The following is a 20,512-nucleotide window of genomic DNA, read 5'->3' as shown; positions in this document are numbered from 1 at the left end:
CAAGCATTATTCATGCTTGAACCCTAGCCAATTTGGTAAATGCGGCTCGTAAATTGTTAATTCCTTATGATCTTCACACAGCACTCCACATGCGTCGTATGCGGGCAACGATCACGTCTTTATGTCTTCTGTTATAGTGCTAAGAACCCCCACCATTTGTGGACATTTGCAAATGGCTTGTGTTTGTTTACTGGCGATTGTGAAAATATAATAGAACTTTTCACATCAATTTAACATCAATCCTTTAATACTAATTAGTGCTAAGTGAAACAAAATATTAACAACATTGCTCACTTCCATATGTCGCCAAAATAGGACAATTGATGTAGTATTATAGTACTGGATACCTCAAAGTTAATCCTTCAGCCGATGAAGAAAACAAAGCGGAGGCATGCTATGAAATATGCAAATCAATATGTTCCGGTACTGAAATGGAAACAAGGAGAGCAAAAAGCCCTTGAGGCATTATCTTCAACGGTAAAGGAATATGTGCTTCCCTTACTGGAAATCGCACCAATTGATTGGGATTTCGAAAATGACGTTCCTAAAAAATCAATTGATGAGCACCTTCTAAAGATTGGCGAAACACTTACTCGTTCTTGGGGATCACATGCACCCATTTTCATTGATTTAGAGCATATCGATGCCACAGACAGATTATCTAGTGGACAGCACCCACTAAATTTTGTTTTGCAAGAAGCTCGGACTCGTGACATAAGGGTAATACCAGTAACTAGTCCTCAACGTGATACTGCATATCAGGCTGAGATAATTGCAGCTCATCAGCAAGATCAAAACGGCATATGTATTCGATTGAAGGATGATGACTTTGGAGATTTACACAATAATATCAACAGGTTACTCACTCAACTCGCCGTTAATCCAAATGAAGTTGACCTAGTATTGGATTATGAATACGCCAACCCGAATGATCAGACTAGAACCACACTTTTTATAACTGGTATTATAAATAGTCTCCCTTATTTACCGGACTGGCGCCGAGTTATACTTTGTGGAACGTCATTCCCTACTGACCTTTCTTCTGTTAGTTCAAATTCAATAGATCAAATAGAGAGAACTGAATGGCTGATCTGGAAAAGGCTTATACGTTCTGGTGCTATTGCTAGAAATCCAATATTCGGAGATTATGTGATTTCAAATCCTGCGCCTTTCGAGGCAGATCCACGATTCATAAATATGAGTGCCAATATAAGATACACAGGTGATGATAAATTTATTATCTTTAAAGGTCGTATGATTAAGCGGTATGGTGGAAATCAGTATTACCAACTAGCAGCCCAGGTTGTTGCTCACCCTGAATATTCAGGTTCCTCATTTAGCGCCGGCGATCATTATATCCAGGAAGTTGCCAATAATAACGATGGCCCCGGAAATGCAACCAACTGGCGCAAAGCAGGGACCAATCACCATATAACATATGTAGTTAATGAGCTCTCCACCCTGTCCTCCCCTTAAGTTTCTTACGGATTTCATCTTGAAGTTCCTTAAGAGGTATTTGTTCAGCTAACGCGCTCCATAACACTTGTCGCGGCTTGCTTAATAGTCCTTTTTGCAAGCCGCGTTCTTTTAATATTTGTATTGCCTCGTCTCGCCATAGAAGTTGGGCAAGTGATAGCGCATCTATACTTAGGTTTTGTTGTGGCTCCCTAATAACAAAAAAGTGAACAACCCCATCCGCCTCTTTTTCAGCTTGGGTAATCCCCCACCAGTCAGGAATAATATCAATGATACCATCTATATACTTTGAGGCAGTCAAGATAGTAACACTGTCAAAGATTTTATTATAATACTCGCATTGCGACGGTAACCTTACAAGCGTGTCGCTCTCACTTTTTATTTCATAACCGTTTATTGCCCCATTGACAACAGCAACATCAATCCGCGCATCCCCTTGACAAAGAGCTAACTCGTCCACTATTAAAGTATCAGGTTCATGCTCGTGCTCCTTGCTTAACATATGATGGAGCGATGCACGAATATCAATGTCCTTTGTTTTCATTAACTCACACCTCAAAAATAATCGGCTTCATAGAAAAGACATCCACTTCACCTACATTAAGGATGGTCACGGACGTCGTAAAGACAGTTTAACACACAAGCTATTAATTACTCCACAGGAAATCCAATTAATAAATCTCATCAAGTAGTTTCTGCCGCTGGGTGGGGCTATATTTGAAGATCACTGTATTAGCTACTGATCGGACTCCTTCTGTTGCTGCATCTCAAACCACTTTGTTCCTTGCTTAGCTGCTGCTGCAGCACTTAGAACCGCTATCGAGGCCTACATTGTCACCGTGATCATTGTCACAACCGTTTTTGTGATATGGGTATTAATCGCCAGCTTTTACAGAACTTCGTTGAAGGGTACTGTTAGCAGCGGCTTTGGCGTCCTCAAACTCCCTTAGCCAGTCGGAGCGCGTGTACCACTTTCTCGCTTCTTTGAATCCCTTGAGCTGACCAGATAACATCCAGTCCTGAACGGTTCGGACATATACCCCAAATTTCTCAGCGACGGCGCGATCAGTAAGGATAGTGTATTCCTCTCGATTCGGCCAACCAAAGCGGGCATACAAATCACTCAGGATAACGCGTTGGTCTTCCGCAGACTGCAGCGAGAGTATGTGGTTAATGATCGTGGTTGCCATACTTGCCGGTGTCATGCTGCCGCCCCCTTAGAATGAATGTCCTTCTTTCTTTTCTATTAGTTGTCTTTCGTAATCCAGCAACCACTCACGTTTGATACGCCAGTAGTTTCCTTGCTTATACGCTCGGAGAACGCCTGTACGAATGCGGTTCTTAACTGTCCATGCACTGATCCCCAGGTATTCAGCTGCTTCTTTAACATCCATTATTTGAATCTTCTTTTCTGTATCTCTCAGTCCTTGCATACGGGTGACTGACTCGGCGACCTCATGAGCAATACGTTGAATTGCATCATCTACAAGAACCTCAAAGATCGTGACTATTTCTTGGTATAGTTTTGAGGGTTGTACGTTTATTTCTACCGCCGCCTTTCTAGCATCGGTCAGACTCCATTAATTCGATGTACCTTCTTTGGGCTTTCTTCCAAAGTCCGACTTAGGCCGACTAATGATATCCTTGATTAAATGTGAAAATGCGCGGTTTAATTGCCGCCTGGGACCCCGCGACAGATCAATCTTTACTCCTTCATAACGTTGCATCTCTGAATTATCCATCATTTACGCCCACATAGCATTTTAATTATTTCTACTCCAGCTCCACAGCCATTTGGCCTTCATACTCATCAAGCCAATCAGCTCTGGAATACCATCGCCGGTCCATCCGGAAACCTCTGATTCTGCCGCTTGAAATCCAGTCCCGTGCAGTGCGGACATGAACCCCATATCTCTCAGCTACATCCTTATCTGAATATAAGCGAGCTACGTCCATACGCTGCCCGTGCTCTGTATTGAGTTGCAGCGCGAGCTGCTGCTCTGAAGCATCGAGCATATCCAGCATCAGTTGTACAACTCTTACTGTTTGTGCGATTCGAGACAAATAAATCACCTCATCTTGCTTATCATTAGCCATGACGTCGATGTATTCGCGAATAACTAGTTTCGACAAGTCTTCTTTATCATTTCAGGATCGCTTCACCGATCTTAGGGTATGATAGAAACCTATGCCTTGCTAGTTCAGCTTCAGCAGCGCATTTTCGACTTGTCGGTCTACGACCTCTTTGCCCCTTTTTAGGGAGTCCAAAATGTCCGAATACTTATCCTTCTAGGCATACAGCGTTGATCGCGTGACACCCATGTTTGCATGCAACATCCGCCAGACTAGCGGCGTCCTTTCAATGTGGAAATGATTGCTCGAGCATCCACCGGCGTAGCTGTTGCTCCGTCATTCGCTTGTTCAAATGAGATACATTGTAGGATCCGATCCGATTCAATGTTAAGAGTTCTTGAGCAATTCACCTGTAACGGTTCAATTATTACTCCCTTTTTAGGGTGTCGCAAATGTCGCGATACTAACATTTGCTAACGTCCGTATCTGCTAAAAGCATTCCCAAAACTCTATCAAATCATACTGCAGATACTAGGTTTTACTAGGCGCGGCACTGCTGACTAGAAATGAGAGTAGTAAGGTTTTATGAGGTTCTTGCACGTCTTAACTTGTCCGATCAAGCGCGATTATGATTCTCTAAGATAGAAAAAAGCCCGCTATTCAGCGGACTCCAGTTCAGCTATTTGTTTGTCGATCTCGGCGAGCTGCAGCTTAAGATCAACGAGCTCAGCTTGTTTACTTTTAAGAAGTTCCTTTGCCTCGTAAAGACGTTTTTGCCAAGTGTCCTTGTCTTCGGAAGTATTTGCAACTGCGTTCTCGTATGTGGGAATTTCGACAACCATTAGCGCACTAATAATTTTCTCAGTATTTATAATACGTCCGGCTAGGTTTTCCTTGTTCCTTTTTAAAACCGATAAGTCTATCCCCTGTGTTTCTATCTTAACCACACCTTTCTCATAGGAAACACTAGCACCGAATGCCTCCACAATGTCTCTTACTGGAGCGTAGCTCTTAGCATCAACAATGACAGCGTTGCTAAGAGCTTGTCCGTCCAGTGTTACGGTTGCTTCCTTTTGAATAGTCTTCCCTACCTTTGAAACCCCGTCCGCCAATACCTGTCCAGAGACCATCACAAAGGCTCCAATAATGAAGCCGATTATATATTTTCTCATGTGCAAACCTCATTCCCAATTTTTGCACATAGTATAGCATACTAGGATTGGGTATGGGTATGGCTGGCAGCTACCGACCAAATGTAATGGCCGATGATGTTATTCGATGCGTCGACGACAGCTAGTCGGGTACCAGCAGGAATAGCATGGTTGTGTCCTCCGGCTGAACCTGTAGATGCTCCTGAATCAGCTTTGTCATTAAGGTCCGTCTGCAGATCGCTTCCCGTATCCATATTTCGTATGTCGCTCCAGTCAACAAATCGGACACCCTGCACCCCGTTCGTCGATAGAGTTATCGGGCCGGCACCTGCTGTCAGATTCAGCCCGAACAGTCCGTTGAGGTTCAGTTTATCATCCGCACTTATTGTTCCTACTGACAGATCACCATCATTAAACACAATAGCAGGCTTATTTGTCAGGTAGAAATACGGGTCAATGTGAATGTAGGTGTCCTCTGAACTGTAAGCGCTGAACAAATTACCTGTCGAACTCATTTCACATCTTGGATAGGTCCCATTGGACGTTGCAATATACGAACCTATAATGTTTACGGCCTCGATAAGCCCTGCTGTAATATGTCCTAAATTGGCCGCAATCGCTGAAAGCTCACTGACATCCATCTTATCGGCGGTAATAGTATTAGCTGCGATATTGTCTGCCACAATCCCTTTAGCCCTAATGTTCTCGAAGTCAATATTCCCATTCAACATCCAGCGCAGAGTCTTTTGGAGCTTGGCTAATTCTTCGCTTAATCCTTCTGCCGACATTGCGTCTCTAATCACGTTTATTGGCTGTTGCGCCATGTTCTCACCTCGTTGGTTACCCGCACAGATCGCGAGTATTATTTTGTATTTATAGTTTTATCACGCAGTGTCGCTGTTTGAGTAGCACTCTAACGTGTAGCCTATGAAATGAAGTGCACCTCTCTTGATGTTTGCTAATTCGGGCGCAGTAAGAGACAACGATTCAGCAATTTCTTCATCTCCGTCTAAATCTACAGCAAAGAAGGAAAGAGTAACTACCCGCTGCTCAACAGGACTAAGCTTTTGTAGCACCCACTCGATAAAGTCAATTCTTTGGTTTGCGCTTCGCAGCTTTGCTTCGAGAGACTTCAACTGTTGCTCTCGATATGAAGCCTGGTTCTCGACCGTTGACTTCGGAAGACCACCCTTCGCCCGGGGCATGCCGTCGATGAACGTGGTCTTCGGCCTTATGTCTGCATCCATCAGCTGGATCTGCGCAGCTATCTCTACCCTATTAAGCTTTAAGACGTTGTAGGCCAACAGTTCCTTTCGGGCTCTTCTCATCCTGCTCATTTCCATGTTGACCTCCTCTGCCGGCGGCGCCCTCACCTTCATATCATCAAACCCCATCTACTCGGTTATGAACATATATGTCGTAGTCTATCAACACCTTCAGAAAACTTCAGTTCAGGTACTTGTCATTACGCACGCGAGGGTCGAGTATTCTCCGAGTGCCTGCACTACGAACCTTAGCAATTCTTAGCCCCTTAACATTGCTTAACAATGCGCTCACTCTTTTTTAGGGCCTCGGAAATCTCGGGATGCATTTTCCGATGACCTTAATACAATCCAGGGCCTTCCACGTCCACAATGATGAGCGGGACATTTTCAGGACAATTGCGGACATTTTTATTTTTGATTTTGTCCCGTAGAAAACCCAGTCATACCAAGGCTTCTCGGGGTTTCGGGACAAAAAGGACAAATTCTTTAGAGAAAGTCAGCCTATATAAAATAAACGTATATAGCGTAATATCTTATTTTTTTCTCATATGCGTAATTACTATAAAAAAAATGTCCTTTTTGTCCCTAATCTCTGAAACCCCTTGATGCGTAAGGCTTTTTGACGGGACAAAATGCAATTTATTTTTGTCCCGTTTTAGTCCTGTTTGTCCCGTCAGCTCGCTCCAAATGTAAAGCCGGCGCCACTCTGCTGCCTTCCAGCCGGATTCGGCTTCAACCCAACTCCTTTAAGAACTCGTTTGGTTCGTGTTGAATCCTTCTCGTTCTTATGCAGTGTGTAACCCTGCCTAGCCATAAACGCCTCCAGCCGCTGGAAGAACTCTTTCTTTCTGTGGGTATATTCCGCGTTCTCGATACACCACATTCCATAGTGTCGATACAGCTCCACCGGGCCCACACTTGCCAGCGGATTAAGAAGCAGATGCTCCCGCGCATAGACCGGTATCACGTCCATGTCGCCGATCGTGTCCGCCTTTGACTTCCGCATCTCCTCCGTCTCTCTCAACCCCTCCACTTGCCACTGAAGGCAGCCTCTTACCAACCAGGCCAATATGCCGACCTTCTCCTGTTGCAGCTTCTCTTCCAGCTGTGTGTCGCGTTCATGCTCTTCAAAATAGCGCAGGAAGTCGAGCTTCTTGATTCGATCCCAGATGCCATCGTCCGAGCCATCTACATTTGGCATGTAGTTAGTCTGCAGGAAGATCTTAAAGGCAGGCTTGAATGTGAAGTCATTCTGATTGAGGAAGCGGGCTGTAATCGGATCGCCACCGGTTAGCCCCTTAATTAGCGCCTCGTCCAGCCGCCGGCCTCGGTCTGTCTCACTGGCCAGTACCAGGCGTGCACCTTTCAGCTTAGCGATACTGGGTGTCGGCCCTCCACCGCTCTCCAGTTTCTTAGCCAGTAACACATCAGGAGGGATATGCTCCACGTAATCACCCAGTATAGCTGCCACCGTATTGAATATGACTCCCTTACCGTTCCTCCCGCGCCGGCCGTGCATGATAAAGAAGGCATGTTCCTTCACGGAGCCGGTAAGCGCGTAGCCCAATGCCTTTTGTAAATACCGCAGCTCCTCTGAGCGGGGAAGCTGGCTCTCATCCTCGAAAATATCGTTCAGCGCTTTATCCCACTGTGGGCATGCAGCCCCTGGGACGTAATCAACTGGAACAAGCTTGGACATCAACCTCGCTGAGTCATGAGGCTGGAGGAAACCGGTCCGTAGATCTAAAATGCCATTGTTCACATTGAGCAACCATTCATCTGCGTCTAGCTCATCCGGGGCAACGGCCAAATACGGCTCAGCCAGTTTCAACATCTCCCTGATGCCGCTGCCAGACTTTGCTCGTTCAGACTGCTTTCGCAATCCATCCAGCTTCGACTTTAGCTTGAGCAGCTCCGGCGACAAATCTTTCTTGGGAAAGAGTTGAATCGCATTTCGCTGCCCGTCAGTCAAACTATTCCACAGGCTACCATACTCCTCCCGATCAATGCGTTCAGCGATCGTCATCGCAAGCTTCACAGATTCGCTATTGTTGTCCCGCTTCCAGCGCTGACCATCCCAAATCAGCCAGTGATCGAAAGGCTTGCAGTAGCGCATATGAGAACCGAAATGATAGATGAACCGCTCAGCATTTCCTTTGTCCCCGCTATCAAATGAGTGAACGCCGCACCACGCTGTGAGATCGCGTATCGCCTTTTGAATCGTAATCTCTCGGTAGTCATCCCGCTCCCATTTCTCACGAAGCAGGGCACTCTGCCGGAACAGCCTGTCGATCTGCTCCGGATCCTGCGTATAAAAAGCTAGCATATTGCAAAGGCCCTGATCGGCTGCGCTCTCGTCGCCGCCATGGAATCGGTGAACATCTCCGTTAACGTATAGCGCGTTGAACTTGTCTGCGCTGCCTGAATGCTGTGCTATACTGATAATAGATTCATCATCCATCTGGGGGCTTCTGAGCTGCGGTAGCTCAGAGCCTTTTTCTGTTGCCTTCACGTCCCCAAGGAAGCGGGAGTATAATCGATCAACCTCTGACTGACGAGGTTCTATCGTATGCGGCGTACCGGCTATATGCCGGCCAGTTACCACGAAGAAACGTTCCCGGTCATACATCTCAAAATTAGCATTATCCATTCGTTTGCATTTATCGCCTGGTTTAGCGGCTCGAACTAGAATATGAATACCGGTCCCGCTCTGGCTGTATTCTGTATAGCTGTTCAGCTCATTAATTATTGCCTTGGCTTCCTCGGTCAGATCCCCGAGCAGCCCTCCATCGTGCATGCAGGCAAAGCCGGTCTTATCCAGATCACTATCCAGGTCAACGCCTGTGAAAGGATCATCTGTGCTAAAGACGAAGCCCAATCCCTTGTATACGGCTGGAGCCCGCTGAAGCGCGCCCAGTGCTTCCTGGAAGCTTGCCCAGGTCTCAGGCTTGTCGGCAGATGCTCTGCGCCCGTCAACCCCATACGGCACCTTTGTGGGCTTCTCATCTTTTGGCTTCCGCTTCTCCAACTTCCACAGGATCCATTGAGCTCGCTGCTTTAGTTCGTCTGGAATGTTTTTAATCTCAATGCTCAATAGCTGTCACCTTCCTCATCGGTGCTGGCGATGCTGCCGCTCTGCTATGAAGCTGACCGGAGATATAATCCGATGGGCCTCATGAGCAAATCTCAAAATGGCAGCTGGATCGTGTGAATCAAATGCGATATGACGTGTGACTCCATTCTGAAATAATGACCATATGACTCCAGCATGTCCTTCCTGTTCTGCCCGATCCATCGCATGCTCAATCGCATCGTGGCGGCGAGCGTATGGAACAGACCATTCATTCACAACTTTGCCGCTAGTACTAACAAGCGACATTTTAATTTGCTTCATGTCAGTAGCCCCTTTATGCCCGAGTGGCTTCTAACTCACCACGCAGCCATTGTTCTAGTTTTTCCCGGTGAAAGAGAATACGACCTCTAACTCGTACATGCGGGATTTCGCCCTGACGAGCCATTGTATAAATCGTTGCGATCGATACTCCCACCAGTTGGGCCGCCTCGTTAACAGTCAAAGTAAGTTTAGTCATTCGAGATTCCTCCTATTTGTATTTCCCAATAATCACGTTTCGCTCTTGCTGCAACATATCGATACGCGCCTGGATGATATCTCTAATCTCCTTGAGAGGATCTAATCCAGCTCTCAGCATAAATTCTGATGGCTCTTGCGGGAGCTGTGATCGCAACCGCAGCTCCTCCAACGCATTTTCTATAAGCTCATTAGCGTGTTCATTGCACATCGCCAAGCCGATTGCGGACGCTGAGTTCTTAATCATTCGGTGCATCCCTGCTGGAGCTGCCGTTGTAAGACCTGTGCCCTCATATATTCCGTGCAGAGCATTTCACTCATCCCCTCGAAATAAACCGCGGTATCTGGCATGTTAAGCTCTGACATAAGATATTTCACCGCAGCCAAAGCTTTGGAAGCTGGAAACGTTCGATTAAGTGAAGCGCCTTCGCAACCAGCTCCCACTTTAGAATGGATGGTATAGAGTCCGTCACTATTCACGACAGCAGCCACAATGATTTGCTCAGGAAGCCGTGAAAAAATAAATTTTTGCTCTTGTTTAATAGGCATAAGCGTTACCTCCTAATAGTCTGATTGCCGGTAGTGAGCTGCCGCTTCCTCTATCGTATTGAAATCAAAACCGCAGTGCATTGTCTTGACGATCAGATTGATCAGCTTGGCAGGCAAGGCTACCTGCTCCGCTGCCATGATCACATAACCTAAAGCGGACTGGTTAGACCAGGACTGACAATGGGCTTGTTCGGCACCAGCGCGGTATGCTTTAATCAGTAGCTGTTCCACTTCAGTCAGCAGTCCGATCTCACCGGCCTCCATGCCCTGAGGGAAATACTTCGCCTCCAGCTCTCGGCGCCGCTGCGCTGCCGTAAACTCCAGATTGTTCATTGTGGATTCCTCCTATCAGATGTTGTTCTAATACAGCCGTTCGCAATAAACGACTAGCGTTGCTTTCTGTGATGACGTTTACGCCTCTTGATTTCTATTGATAACAAAGTATCTACAGATACTTTACCATACAAAAGATAACACGTAAAGATAAAATGTTTCTTTTGATAACAAACTGTTATATACTAGGTGAAAACAACATAAAGGAGACTAAATATTATGAGTCAAAATGACTTTGGAGATTTTCTTAAGAAGCAACGCGCCTTCAAGGGGTACACAGTTCGACAACTATCTGAAATGGCAGAAATCTCACCGTCATACATTACAAATTTAGAAAATGGTAAGCGGGGCGTCCCTTCCCCTGAGGTTCTTAAGAGGCTGCATGGGCCACTTGGAATTACATTTCAAGAACTAATGGTGAAAGCAGGTCATGTAAAATACGAAGATTGGTTCTATGACAAAGTTGAAGAGTCCGAAAATGAAACATATGGTGAACTTTTCTACCATGAGATGCTGGGGTTCCCTACAAAAGAAGCCTATTTACAAGAAATACTAGATGCGCGTAGCGAAATAAACCATGTTTTAAAACTAAAAGAATTAACTTTAAATGGCCATCCACTTACAGAACAAGACCGCAAACGTATTTCGGACATGCTTAAGGCACTCTTCCCTGAATACCAATAAAGATTGGAGGCGTTAGTTTATGGCAAAAGCTCGGAAACTCAATATTCAGAAGCGAGGCGAAAACTCATGGTTCTTCACGGTCTACACCGGTCTTGGTCCGGACAAGAAGTATGGCCGTAAGACCAAAACCCTCACGATCACCGATGAAGCATTACTGAAAACGACGAAGCGGCTAGAGGATTACATTACAGCGGAATACATGAAGTTCAAGGAGGAAGTTGAGGGCGGCGAATACATTGCGCCGCAGAAGTTGACCGTACAAGCCTTTGTGGAGGAATGGCGCAGCAAGTATGCAAGCAAGCACCTGGAGCACAAAACGCGCACCTCATACGAATCACACCTCAAGAAACGCATCATCCCGGCATTCGGACACATGAAGCTAGAGGAAGTCAAGCCTCTCCACATTGTGGACTATCTTGAGCAGCTTAGCCAGGAAGGAAGCCGCGGTGATCAAAGAGCCGGCAGCCTCGCCTCCGGAACAATTCAAATAAATCACCGTATCCTCAAGAACATCTTTTCTCGTGCGGTGGAATGGAAGGTTATAAAAAGTAATCCCGCCGCCTCGGTAAAGAAACCAAAGGTTGTCCACAAGGAGAACACACCTTACGGTGAGGATGAAGTAGCAACGCTGCTGCAGGCGCTGGAGCGGGAACCATACCACTGGCGAATGATGATTACACTAGCACTCACAACTGGCATGCGGCGCAGTGAACTTCTTGGACTTGAGTGGAAGCATGTAGACTGGAAGGCCGGAGTACTGGACGTATTGCAAACGATGGTCCATGCCCTCAAAGGCGAGATCATTGTTAAAGAACCAAAAACGAAAAACTCCAAACGTAAAATCTCCTTGCCCGCTTCCGTACTTGAGGAGCTTCGCGACTATTACGCATATCGCGCCAAGGAGCGGGACAAGCTAGGCGATTCCTGGAACGGGAAGGATCGCGACGGTCGAGAGTGGCATTTCATATTCTGTCATGCGGACGGATCTCCTTTCCATCATGAGCGGCCTTATCTTTGGTTCAGAGGCTTCATCAAAAAGCACAAGCTCCGCTATATCCGCTTCCACGATCTACGTCACACGGCAGCCACACTGCTTATCAATCAAGGTGTGCATGCAAAGCTCATTTCAGAGCGTTTAGGCCACGGCAACATAACCACAACGATGAACGTCTACGGCCATGCCCTACGATCCGCTGACCAGGCTGCAGCAGATAAACTAGAGTTTCTATTCGCTAAGCCCAAGGAAGCTAAGGCGAAGAACTAACAAGTTACACCCGATTGAGGAGTAAGTGTCGAATCTGTTTACCGTAAGCGTAAAAATAAAGACGCTCAGGGCCGCAGCTCCCAAGCGTCTTTTTCTTATGGCTTATGTCGAATTATCTTTGTTTTGTATCAGATATTTTACTTTTTCACATCGGATTCACATCAATGTCGTATTTCAGCGCCTGTATCACCCGCTTACACCGCTCTGTAATACAGCTCCTAAAACCGCACCAGATAAGGGTTCTTGAACACCTGTACTATACCCGCTCCAAACGAGTGACGGATTCAATATGTGTTGTATGCGGGAACATATCCACCGGCGTAACCTCCACCGTCCGATACCCACCATCCTCGAGCACACGGAGGTCTCTCGCCAACGTCGAAGGATTGCAGCTCACATACACGACCCGCTCCGGCTGCATCTTCAAGATCGTATCCAGCAGCGCTGGATCGCAGCCCTTGCGTGGCGGATCGACGACGATCACGTCGGCGGTCACGCCTTCCTCGCGCCAGCGCGGAATAACGACTTCAGCAGGGCCAGCCTCGAACGTCGCATTCTCGATGCCGTTCAACTGTGCATTCCGCGCAGCATCCTCAATCGCTTCCGGCACAATTTCAACCCCGTAGACACGGCCTGCCTTCCGAGCGAGGAACAACGAAATCGTCCCGATGCCGCAATACGCGTCGATCACATCTTCGTTACCCGTTAGACCCGCATATTCTACGGCTCTCCTATAGAGCTCCACCGTCTGCACAGGATTAACCTGATAGAACGATCGAGCCGAAATCGCAAAGCGAATGCCATCGAGCTCATCGTAAATAACGTCGCTTCCCCACAGCGTCCGAGTTTCGTCTCCGAAGATGACGTTCGTTTCGCGCGCGTTCACGTTCTGTACGATGCTCTTCACGCCTGGCAGCTCCTCGCGGATGCGTTCTACCCAGCGGTCTGCCGAAGGCAGCTTTCGAACGTTCGTGATCAGCACCACCATAATTTCGCCAGTCACAACGCCTGTCCGAGACATAACATGGCGCAGCACTCCCTGAGCTGACTCTTCGTCGTATGGAGTGACGCCGAGCTCGCGGCCGATCCGCTTGACGACGCGGACAACCTCGTCGTTATGCTCGTGCTCGATGAGGCAATCGTCCATGTCGATGATGCGATGGCTGCCGCGTGCGTAGAAGCCGGCGATCAGCTCGCCGCTCGAGTTATGCGTGCCGATCGGCACGCTTGCCTTGTTGCGGTAGCGCCAAGGCTTGTCCATGCCGACCGTCGGATGAACAACGATTCCATCCGGCGAAGCCCCGTCCCCATTGGCCTCTCCCGCTACGTTCAGCTTCCCGATCCGCACGAGGTTATCCACGACATGCTGCCGCTTCCATGCGAGCTGCGCTGCATAGTCGAAATGCTGCAGCTGGCAGCCGCCGCATTCCTTATAAATATCGCAAGGCGGCTCTTGCCGATCCGCGCTCTTCTCCAGCAGTTCCGCAAGACGCGCATAGCCGTACTGCTTCTTCACCTTCATGACCTTCGCGCGCACGCGCTCGCCGGGCAGCGCACCTTGGATGAACAGGGTGAAGCCGTTCGCGCGGCCTACGCCTTCGCCGTCATGGGTGAGGCCGATAATATCGAGCGTCACCTCTTCGTTCTTCTGGAATGGCGCATCTGCCCGTTCCTTCTCGGACGCCGCACCGCGCCCTCTATTGGATCTTCCGTTATGGCTGCCGCCCTTGTTCGTTCCTTTACGCATGTAATCTCTCCGCTCTGCCTTCGCAAAATCTAACTCCTATCATACAATACGGCCAGCCTCTTTGCACCATTCGCATGGTCAGGAGACTAGCCGCAACGACTAACGATATGTGGAAATTCCCGTTTCATCCGCAAAAATCTGAAGGCGCGACGGCAGCACCGAGAACGTGCACGGCAACACGCCGCCATATTCGCCGTCGAGATTGATCTGTACGTAATCCGGCGTCGTCACCTTCAGCTCGTTCGTCCGGAAGTGGATGACATGCGGATCATTGAAGTGCTCCCCTCGCAGCGCGAGTGTGACGAGCTTGATGAATTCCGGCAAGTTACACTTACGAATGAGCAGCACGTCGAGCAAGCCATCATCGAGCAAAGAATCCGGCGCAAGTCGCTCGAAGCCGCCTACGGAGTTGCTGTTGCAGATGAGGAACATCATGAACTCGTCGTGAAACTCCCCGACGCCGGCCGCTTCGAACTTCAATTCGGTCGGGCGCAGGCGGGTCATTTTCTCCAGACCCTTCATATAATAAGCAAGCTGCCCAACCATCGTCTTGAGCTTGCTCGGCACATCGTAGGTCAGCTCGGTGAGTGAGCCGCCGCCGGCAATGTTAATAAAGTAGCGATCATTCGCCTTACCGACGTCAATCGGTCTTGTATACTGCTGAATGATGAGGTCGCAAGCGTACTCCCAATGCTTCGGAATGCCCGTCGCTCTGGCAAAATCATTCGTCGTCCCCACAGGCAATATGCCCAGCGGAGGAATGTTCGGCTTGTTCGCGAGGCCGTTGATCACTTCATACAGCGTGCCGTCGCCGCCAGCCGCGATAATCATATCGTAGCCGCGATCCGCGGCTTCGGCCGCAGCCATCGTCGCATCGCCTTCGCCGATCGTCGCATGACAGCTCGTCTCGATCCCGCCCTGCTCCAGCTTCTGCAGAATATCAGGAAGACGCCGCTTCATCTCTTCTCTTCCCGATGTCGGGTTATAGATAAGCCTTGCCCGTTTAATACTCATATGACTCTCACACCCCTAGTTATCCCATACAGCTATCTATTATGTAACCCTCATCACCAATCAACCATTCCATCCATCAAGCCAGCTCGTCATCTGCCGCGTCAGCCAGCGTTCAATCGCCGGATTCGGCAGCATCGCCCGCCCGTTATACCGATATTCAAGACCAGCAAGACGAGTCGGCACGACATGGCTTGTAAAATAACCCGGGCTGAGGAACAGCGGCACGACGATAACCGCCAGCTCAGGATGCTCGCTCTGCATCGCCGCAAGCTTAGCCGCAGCTTGGTCGGGGAGCAGCATCGCATGCTCCGACTCAGCAAAGCCGCCAAGCGCCTTCAGCCGCGCTGCGAGCAACGAAAGACCTCGCTGCCAGCGCTCGTGGAACACTTTCTCCTTGCTGCCGTGCCCGATGAGCAACACCGCTTCACGCTCCGGCGCCTCGGACAGCTCGGCAATGTTGGCAAGCAGCAGCTCGGCAATCTCCGGATCGTCGTCGATCGGCGAGCCGTACGTCACTTTAGCCTCTACGCTGAACGTGCCGAGATCGCCTTCCAGATCCGAAACCCACGGCAGTCCGAACGCCTGACCTATCTCGTCCACATGGGTGCTTCCTGACGAGACGAACAGCGGCAGTACCAGCATATCCGTCACGTCGGCTTTCTCCAGCTCATCGATACCATCCTGAATAAGCCGTCCCTCCACAATCTCTAGGAAGGACGACACAATAGGTACGCCTGCAAGCTGAGGTGAAGCAGAGGCTTGCTTAACAGCAGCATCAACGCGCTCCACCCAGCTTGCTTCCCTGGAGCCGTGACTTATTACGAGAATGCCCGATTTCATAACAGGCTACCTTCCAAGACGCTCTAATGCCATTTTATACCCGTCGTTGCCGTAATTCAAACAGCGCTTAACTCGCGAGATCGTTGCCGTGCTGGCGCCCGTCTCCGCTTCGATCTGATTGTATGTACTGCCTTTGCCGAGCATACGCGCGACCTCTAGACGCTGGGATAGCGACTGAATCTCGTTCACCGTGCACAAGTCGTCAAAAAACACATAACATTCCTCAACCGACTTCAAGGTCAGAACTGCTTCGAACAATTGGTCGATCGCTTTATCGTTCAGCTTCTTAAGCTGCATGAGCATTCACTCCATTTATTTATAAGGTATCTCGCGGATTATCGAACTATCGCTATTATTGTAGCTTTTTTGGACTGTTTTTTCAAACATTACCGTATTCACGCTTTACAGGACGGAAGGGTCGACAGTGGACCAAGCATAGCCGTTCCCATACAAGCACAGGGCGAATATCATGGAAAAAGTTCATTAATCGGGGCATTCGTCCAATCCGACCAATCGCCTATGCATAAACTAATAAAAAAAAGGGTTGTGATCCGTGTGGATTATCGCAATAACCCGAGTGCCGGCGATCAACAACAGTTCCCGACACACGGCACCTACCGCCATGGCCAGAACCAGCACAGCCAGTCATACAGGAGCAAATCAAGCGGCATGAAATCTAGCGGTATCAAAATCGTGGACGCGGAGACGTCGGCCATCCTTCCTGTCGCTCCTCCGCCTCCTTCGCCGGTTGTCGTTCCGACGCCGGATATGCTGCCCTCCATTCCCACGTTAGCGAAGGATGCGACGCTTGGCGAGCTCGTGGAGGCTGCACCGGCAATTACGAAGACTGGCGGCTTCTCGCTATCCAGCTTAGGCGATATTAAAGGTTACATCGATCGAATGGGTGGTATTGACGGTATTCTGACGACGGTGGGTAAGGTGCAGAAGGTTATGTCCAGCGTCTCCCAGATGGCGCCGCTTGTGAAAGTACTGCTCGCTTCCTTCAAAAAGTCCAAGGACGACGATGACGGCGATGCGGAAGAATGGAAGCCTAAGCGCAAAAGACGTCGCAAGAAACCTGCCTCCGGCCGCAAAGGTACGCCGAAGCGCCCTGGAGCCAAGAAGCGCCGCCGCTAAGCTAAGCTTGCCGAACACTCAGCCATTCGTTATGATACATCTATAAGCAATCATTCGGAGTGAAGAACACCCCAGCTTCAGCGCGTTATGCGCTGCGGCTTGGGGTGTTTTGTCGTTCCTATCGACGAAGGAGGTATCCACTTGCATCCTAATCTGTCTCGCTTTATTGAATCGTTCGAGCATGAAGCCTCGCTCACAGGCAAGTTCCGCAGCAAGCTGGATAAGACCGCGCTTGTCTTCCTTGAGCAAGTGTGGGGAGCGGCGTTCGATTACAACTATGATGGCCTGCGTGCGGAGTTTCCGTTCATCGATCACAAAGGCGGTCAACGCTTCGCGGACTTCGTCTTCGTGAAAAACGGCGTCCGCCTCGCCATTGAGCTCGATGGCTTCACGACGCATGCCAGCCATATTACGCCAGGTGAATTCAACGATCACCTCGCTAGGCAGAACGACCTTGTCCTATCGGGCTGGCTCCTCCTCCGTTTCTCGGCTTGGCAAACTGCCCATGATTCGAGGCGTTGCATCGCACAGATTAAGCAGGCGATCGGCCACTGGTGGTCGGTTGCGTATAACGGTCAAACCTCCTATGATGTCAAGTTGTGGGAGACCCGAAAGACGCTGCTTATACAACTAGCTAGACGCCGTGACGCCAAGCTGAAGCCCAGCGAGGTTGCCCGCGAATTCCGCATCAGTAATCGAACGGCGATCGATTGGCTGAAGCGTTATGAACAGGAAGGGATCCTCCGCGGTCTAAAGTCCGGTCAGCGCATCACCTTCTACGAGCTCTCTATCCCCATCGAACAGTGAATATTCTGTTAATATGTGAATAATTAGCCTAATAAGAGCAAAAGCTCAAACGTTGTCCACTTGTGGATAACATTTGAGCTTTTGCGTCCACACCCGATTGAGCGCAATTTGTACTCTTTGAACGACTTTTTGTTCTATCCACAAGCTGCTGCCCACCGCCACACACAATTTCATTACCGTTCATTCACAGCTGTGAGCGGTTTGTGCATATCCCGTCCCCCAATAGGTGAGGTTATCCTCATCCCCCATGAGGCCAGACTCACTCATTCGCCGCATCACAACCACTTTGCCATCGATTAGTGAGGCAAACCTCATTCCTCGTGAACCTACGTTCACGGCAAGTGAGGATTACCTCACTGCTCCGGCCAGACGCTCCAATTAGGCGACAAATAGTGAGATTCGCCTCACTATATAATGAGCTCCTTCACACAAAAGCCTGACTCACTACGAAGCAGCCAAGCTCAATAGCAGGTTACTCTGGCACCATGCAAGGCACGCCCCACCACCGAGCGAGCTACGCACCAGCCTCCCCATTCCGCACCAAAGCACACCAATCTATGAGCCTATCCTCATCCCCAATGAGGCCAGACTCACTCATTCGCCGCAACACAACCATTCGACCATCGATTATTGAGGCAAACCTCATTCCTCGTGAACCTGCGTTCACGGCAAGTGAGGTTTACCTCACTATTTCGGACAGAAGCTACAATTAGGCGACAAATAGTGAGATTCGCCTCACTATATAATGAGCTCCTTCACACTCAAGCCTGACTCACTACGAAGCAGCCAAGCTCAATATCAGGTTACTCTGGCACCATGCAAGGCACGCACCACCACCGAGCGAGCTACGCACCAACCTTACCATCCCGCACCGACACACACCAATCTATGAGCCTATCCTCATCCCAGTGAGGCCAGACTCACTCATTCGCCGCATCACAACCACACGGCCATCGATTAGTGAGGCAAACCTCATTCCTCGTGAACCTACGTTCACGGCAAGTGAGGTTTTCCTCACTAATCCAGCCAGAAGCTCCAATTAGGCGGCAATTAGTGAGATTCCCCCTCACTATATAATGAGCTCCTTCACACAAGCCTGGCTCACTATGAAGCAGCCAAGTTCAATAGCAGGTTACTCTGGCACCATGCAAGGCACGCACCACCACCGAGCGAGCTACGCACCAACCTTCCCATCCCGCATCCACACACATTCTATGCGCATATCCTCATCCCCAATGAGGCCAGACTCACTCATTCACCGCAACACAACCACACGGCCATCGATTAGTGAAGCAAACCTCTTCCCCGGTGAACCTACATTCACGGCAAGTGAGGTTTACCTCACTAAATCGCCGAGCCAGCTCCATTTGCCCACAAATAGTGAGATTACCCTCACTATTTAATGAACTCCCTCACAGCGAGCATCCCCGACCTCCCTGCCAAGAGACAGCAAAAAAATAGTGAGGCAAAGCTCATTCCCCGTGAACCTGCGTTCACGGCGAGTGAGGATTGCCTCACTATCTCATATCTCAAAGCCCGCAGCCTTCTCCCTCCTATTTCAGGAAGAAGAAGTGAATCAACCAGTAGAAGAACATCGCCATCAGCACCGTGATCGGAATCGTAATAATCCACGATACGACGATTTTGCCTGCGACGCCCCATTTCACGGCGGAGAAGCGCTTCGCGCTGCCGACACCGAGGATGGACGACGTAATAACATGTGTCGTACTTACTGGCAAATGAATCATCGTAGCTGTCAGAATTACGATAGCCGAACCAATATCAGCTGCGAAGCCGTTGATTGGCTCGATTTTGAAAATCTTCGTACCCATCGTCTTGATGATCTTCCAGCCGCCGATCGAAGTACCGAGTGCCATTGCGGTCGCAGCCGACAGCTTAACCCACAATGGAACGGACATATCGTCCTGCACGCCTGCTGCAACCAAAGCGAATACGATAATCCCCATCGCTTTCTGCGCATCATTCGTACCGTGCGAGAACGATTGGAACGCAGCTGTTAAGATTTGTCCGAAACGAAAGCCTTTATTGACCTGATGCGGACTCGACTTCGCGAATATCATTTTCAATATCCACATAATGAGGAAACCCGCCGTGAAAGCAATAAGCGGTGATGCGATCAATGCCGTCACGATATCCGTCAAGCCGCTCGCATTAATATTCGCCACTCCGGCACCGGCAATAACCGCGCCCATAAGGGAACCGATAAGCGCATGCGACGAGGAAGAAGGAATACCGAACCACCACGTAATGAGGTTCCATACGATGGCTGACAGCAAGGCTGCGATAACAATCTCCACCCCATGCTCAAGCTTGGCAGGATCTGCTACCCCTTTGCCGATCGTCGCCGCTACGCCCGTGAACGTAAGCGCGCCGACGAAGTTCATGACCGCCGCGAGAACGATCGCTACGCGAGGCTTAAGCGCACGCGTCGATACAGAAGTCGCAATAGCGTTAGCCGTATCGTGGAAACCATTTATAAAATCAAACGAAAGCGCTAGAAAGACAACGATCCATAATACGTACATATCCATATTGAATGACTCCTACTCTCTTGGATTAGCT

The 20,512-nt window shown here is 49.2% G+C and carries 23 protein-coding genes; 5 read left to right on the top strand and 18 right to left on the bottom strand.

The genetic code is table 11. The features are described from left to right. The first annotated feature begins 396 nt into the window (after positions 1 to 396). A complete protein-coding gene (locus V8F51_RS19200) occupies positions 397 to 1,476 on the top strand; it encodes a beta family protein (RefSeq protein ID WP_337102001.1) in 1,080 nt (359 codons plus the stop codon). Here V8F51_RS19200 and V8F51_RS19195 read toward each other — a convergent pair. From V8F51_RS19195 to V8F51_RS19135, 13 genes are all read right to left on the bottom strand, one after another. After that, positions 1,445 to 2,020, bottom strand: a complete 576-nt coding sequence (locus tag V8F51_RS19195; protein ID WP_337102000.1) for a sce7726 family protein — start codon at positions 2,018 to 2,020, stop codon at positions 1,445 to 1,447. The genes V8F51_RS19200 and V8F51_RS19195 overlap by 32 nt on opposite strands. A 331-nt stretch (positions 2,021 to 2,351) precedes the next feature. Then, positions 2,352 to 2,681 (bottom strand): hypothetical protein, encoded by a 330-nt coding sequence (locus V8F51_RS19190; RefSeq protein ID WP_337101999.1) that lies wholly within the window; start codon positions 2,679 to 2,681, stop codon positions 2,352 to 2,354. Between the two features lie 12 nt (positions 2,682 to 2,693). After that, positions 2,694 to 2,870: a helix-turn-helix domain-containing protein gene (locus V8F51_RS19185; RefSeq protein ID WP_337101997.1), complete on the bottom strand. Its 177-nt coding sequence runs from the start codon at positions 2,868 to 2,870 to the stop codon at positions 2,694 to 2,696. Positions 2,871 to 3,249: 379 nt separating this feature from the next. Beyond that, a complete protein-coding gene (locus V8F51_RS19180) occupies positions 3,250 to 3,609 on the bottom strand; it encodes a helix-turn-helix domain-containing protein (RefSeq protein ID WP_337101996.1) in 360 nt (119 codons plus the stop codon). 596 nt (positions 3,610 to 4,205) lie between these two features. Further along, a complete protein-coding gene (locus V8F51_RS19175; protein ID WP_337101995.1) occupies positions 4,206 to 4,721 on the bottom strand; it encodes a hypothetical protein in 516 nt (171 codons plus the stop codon). Positions 4,722 to 4,762: 41 nt separating this feature from the next. After that, complete coding sequence (locus tag V8F51_RS19170; RefSeq protein ID WP_337101994.1) at positions 4,763 to 5,524, bottom strand: hypothetical protein; 762 nt, start codon at positions 5,522 to 5,524, stop codon at positions 4,763 to 4,765. A gap of 60 nt (positions 5,525 to 5,584) precedes the next feature. After that, positions 5,585 to 6,094 (bottom strand): hypothetical protein, encoded by a 510-nt coding sequence (locus V8F51_RS19165; protein WP_337101993.1) that lies wholly within the window; start codon positions 6,092 to 6,094, stop codon positions 5,585 to 5,587. Between the two features lie 544 nt (positions 6,095 to 6,638). Next, a complete protein-coding gene (locus tag V8F51_RS19160) occupies positions 6,639 to 9,059 on the bottom strand; it encodes a phage/plasmid primase, P4 family (RefSeq protein WP_337101992.1) in 2,421 nt (806 codons plus the stop codon). Positions 9,060 to 9,074: 15 nt separating this feature from the next. After that, on the bottom strand, positions 9,075 to 9,359 hold the full coding sequence (locus tag V8F51_RS19155) for a hypothetical protein (RefSeq protein ID WP_337101991.1): 285 nt from the start codon (positions 9,357 to 9,359) through the stop codon (positions 9,075 to 9,077). Positions 9,360 to 9,372: 13 nt separating this feature from the next. Then, a complete protein-coding gene (locus V8F51_RS19150; protein ID WP_337101990.1) occupies positions 9,373 to 9,555 on the bottom strand; it encodes a helix-turn-helix domain-containing protein in 183 nt (60 codons plus the stop codon). Between the two features lie 12 nt (positions 9,556 to 9,567). Further along, entirely contained in the window at positions 9,568 to 9,801 is a 234-nt protein-coding gene (locus tag V8F51_RS19145) for a hypothetical protein (protein WP_337101989.1), read from the bottom strand. After that, positions 9,798 to 10,103, bottom strand: coding sequence for a hypothetical protein (locus V8F51_RS19140; protein ID WP_337101988.1), 306 nt, complete (start codon positions 10,101 to 10,103; stop codon positions 9,798 to 9,800). The genes V8F51_RS19145 and V8F51_RS19140 overlap by 4 nt, the downstream gene beginning before the upstream one ends. 12 nt (positions 10,104 to 10,115) lie before the next feature. Then, complete coding sequence (locus tag V8F51_RS19135; protein ID WP_337101987.1) at positions 10,116 to 10,436, bottom strand: hypothetical protein; 321 nt, start codon at positions 10,434 to 10,436, stop codon at positions 10,116 to 10,118. A gap of 219 nt (positions 10,437 to 10,655) precedes the next feature. Between V8F51_RS19135 and V8F51_RS19130 the strand changes: the two genes are divergently transcribed. Beyond that, positions 10,656 to 11,120 (top strand): helix-turn-helix domain-containing protein, encoded by a 465-nt coding sequence (locus V8F51_RS19130; protein ID WP_337101986.1) that lies wholly within the window; start codon positions 10,656 to 10,658, stop codon positions 11,118 to 11,120. A 19-nt stretch (positions 11,121 to 11,139) separates the two neighbouring features. Beyond that, positions 11,140 to 12,384 carry a site-specific integrase gene (locus tag V8F51_RS19125; protein ID WP_337101985.1) on the top strand — a complete coding sequence of 415 codons (1,245 nt, stop codon included), beginning with the start codon at positions 11,140 to 11,142 and terminating at the stop codon, positions 12,382 to 12,384. A 256-nt stretch (positions 12,385 to 12,640) separates the two neighbouring features. Here V8F51_RS19125 and rlmD read toward each other — a convergent pair whose 3' ends face one another. The 4 genes from rlmD to V8F51_RS19105 all read right to left on the bottom strand — a co-directional run bounded on the left by rlmD (position 12,641) and on the right by V8F51_RS19105 (position 16,282). Continuing rightward, positions 12,641 to 14,131 (bottom strand): 23S rRNA (uracil(1939)-C(5))-methyltransferase RlmD, encoded by a 1,491-nt coding sequence (rlmD, locus tag V8F51_RS19120; RefSeq protein ID WP_337101984.1) that lies wholly within the window; start codon positions 14,129 to 14,131, stop codon positions 12,641 to 12,643. Positions 14,132 to 14,230: 99 nt separating this feature from the next. Then, positions 14,231 to 15,139 carry a diacylglycerol kinase gene (locus tag V8F51_RS19115; RefSeq protein WP_337102104.1) on the bottom strand — a complete coding sequence of 303 codons (909 nt, stop codon included), beginning with the start codon at positions 15,137 to 15,139 and terminating at the stop codon, positions 14,231 to 14,233. A gap of 66 nt (positions 15,140 to 15,205) precedes the next feature. After that, a complete protein-coding gene (locus V8F51_RS19110) occupies positions 15,206 to 15,985 on the bottom strand; it encodes a sirohydrochlorin chelatase (RefSeq protein WP_337101983.1) in 780 nt (259 codons plus the stop codon). Between the two features lie 6 nt (positions 15,986 to 15,991). Further along, the gene (locus V8F51_RS19105) at positions 15,992 to 16,282 is read right to left on the bottom strand and encodes a YerC/YecD family TrpR-related protein (RefSeq protein ID WP_020619046.1); all 291 of its coding nucleotides are present in this window, start codon (positions 16,280 to 16,282) and stop codon (positions 15,992 to 15,994) included. Positions 16,283 to 16,531: 249 nt separating this feature from the next. Here V8F51_RS19105 and V8F51_RS19100 point away from each other — a divergent pair, with 249 nt between their 5' ends. Beyond that, positions 16,532 to 17,122, top strand: coding sequence for a hypothetical protein (locus V8F51_RS19100; protein ID WP_337101982.1), 591 nt, complete (start codon positions 16,532 to 16,534; stop codon positions 17,120 to 17,122). 141 nt (positions 17,123 to 17,263) lie between these two features. Next, on the top strand, positions 17,264 to 17,929 hold the full coding sequence (locus tag V8F51_RS19095) for a helix-turn-helix domain-containing protein (protein ID WP_337101981.1): 666 nt from the start codon (positions 17,264 to 17,266) through the stop codon (positions 17,927 to 17,929). A gap of 1,553 nt (positions 17,930 to 19,482) precedes the next feature. Here V8F51_RS19095 and V8F51_RS19090 read toward each other — a convergent pair. After that, positions 19,483 to 20,481, bottom strand: a complete 999-nt coding sequence (locus V8F51_RS19090) for an inorganic phosphate transporter (RefSeq protein WP_337101980.1) — start codon at positions 20,479 to 20,481, stop codon at positions 19,483 to 19,485. Positions 20,482 to 20,512: the final 31 nt, after the last annotated feature.

Origin of the sequence: Paenibacillus sp. YIM B09110 (genome assembly GCF_037167145.1) — a bacterium.
Lineage (GTDB): Bacteria > Bacillota > Bacilli > Paenibacillales > Paenibacillaceae > Pristimantibacillus.
Note: the sequence above shows the minus strand (reverse complement) of the source record. Positions and strands in the feature narration are given on the sequence as shown.